The following is a 1,719-nucleotide window of genomic DNA, read 5'->3' on the forward strand; positions in this document are numbered from 1 at the left end:
AAAGCTCATGTTGAGTCGAGACCAAAGAATTATATTCAGCCAAGGACATGATTACTACCCCTTTATCCTTTCCACGATTGATAATCAGGGTTTCAAAATTCTCAGTGACTCTATCGAAGTAACTCTTTATATCTTTCCTAAAATCTGAAATCGAAGTGCTTAACATATTTAAATATTTTTAAAATAATATGTACAATATTATGTACAAAATAATTATTTTCAAAGGACTATTCTATTTTACCAAAACAAGACATCCCATTACAAATATTATTTTGGCATATTGGAATTTTCAATTAAAATTTACCCATCTTTAAACTATCTTCTGCTTTTTAATTAAAAACACCATGAAACAACTAATCCTATCCATTTTCATTTCATTAGTCACACTAACTTCATTTGCTCAAAAACAAAAAACGGACAACCGTTTTGCAGGATTGGATACTGAACTTGAAAAAGTCCTACAGACCTGGATGGCAGCTGGATTTGCCGTGGCAGTGGTCGAAAAAGATAAAATCATCTACTCCAAAGGCTTCGGTTACCGGGATTATGAAAATAAAATTCCTGTTACCTCCAACACGCTTTTTGCTATTGGATCAAGCAGTAAGGCTTTTACTTCCGGGCTATTGGGGATTTTGAGGGAAGAGAAAAAATTGTCTTTTGAAGATAGTCCAATCAAACATATCCCCGAACTACGGTTTTACAATAATGAGATGAACAACCTGATAACTATCAAGGATCTCATGACCCATAGAACAGGACTTCCCCGGCATGACCTGAGCTGGTATTTTTTCACTACCCAATCACGGGATTCTTTGATGCAGCGGATACAATACCTCGAACCCTTTGCCAAAGTCCGGGAACAGTGGTATTACAATAATTTCATGTTTTTGGCTCAAGGGGTGATTGCTGAAAGGATTACAGGAAAATCTTGGGAAGAAAACCTTCAGGAAAAGTTTTTTGCCCCTTTAGAAATGAATACGAGTAATGCTGTAATTGGCGGCTTGAAAAACGGAAAAGATGCATCCTTTGGCTATGAAGTCAAAAACGATTCCATTGTCAAAAAAATGGACTACTATGACATTGCCGCAATGGGTCCTGCCGGAAGTATCAACAGCAGTGTCAACGAAATGTCCAATTGGCTGATCACTTGGATCAACGGGGGAAAATTCAAAGGCAGTCAAATCCTGCCGGAAACCTATGTCAAGGAAGCCATGAGTCCACAAATGATCATGGCCAACAGTATCCCCGACAAAGAATTTCCTGAAATGCATATCAGTACCTATGGGTACGGATGGATGGCTTCTTCGTATAAAGGACATTACAGAGTAGAGCATGGAGGAAACATCAATGGATTCTCTGCAAATGTGGCCTTTTTCCCAATGGATAGCATTGGGATAGTAGTATTGTCCAATCAAAATGGTTCATCCATTCCTGGAATTGTCAGGAATATGATCAGTGACAGATTGTTGAAAGTGGATAAAACCGATTGGAACAAGATTCAAAAAGAAAAAGCCGACGAAGCCAAAAAGCAGGCTGCTGCTGGTCAGGCACAATCCAGTTCCATTCAAAAAAAGGGTACCAAAACCTCACATGTTCTGGCAGAATTTACAGGAGACTATTTACACCCTGGATATGGAGCCATAGACGTACAATTAGAAAGGGATTCACTTTTTGCCAACACCCCATACCAAAAAGTCTGGCTAAAACACTTCCATTACA

2 protein-coding genes are annotated in these 1,719 nt (G+C 38.6%); one reads left to right on the top strand and one right to left on the bottom strand.

The window, feature by feature from the left end:
• The coding region (locus tag ACEW8O_RS26645; RefSeq protein WP_373497674.1) for a type II toxin-antitoxin system Phd/YefM family antitoxin at nucleotides 1–166 on the bottom strand (166 nt) is incomplete at its 3' end.
• 178 nt (nucleotides 167–344) lie between these two features.
• Between ACEW8O_RS26645 and ACEW8O_RS26650 the strand changes: the two genes are divergently transcribed.
• Nucleotides 345–1,719: serine hydrolase (locus tag ACEW8O_RS26650; RefSeq protein ID WP_373497673.1), on the top strand; the 1,375-nt coding region annotated here is incomplete at its 3' end.

It is taken from the genome of Aquiflexum sp. (assembly GCF_041749095.1).
Lineage (GTDB): Bacteria > Bacteroidota > Bacteroidia > Cytophagales > Cyclobacteriaceae > Aquiflexum.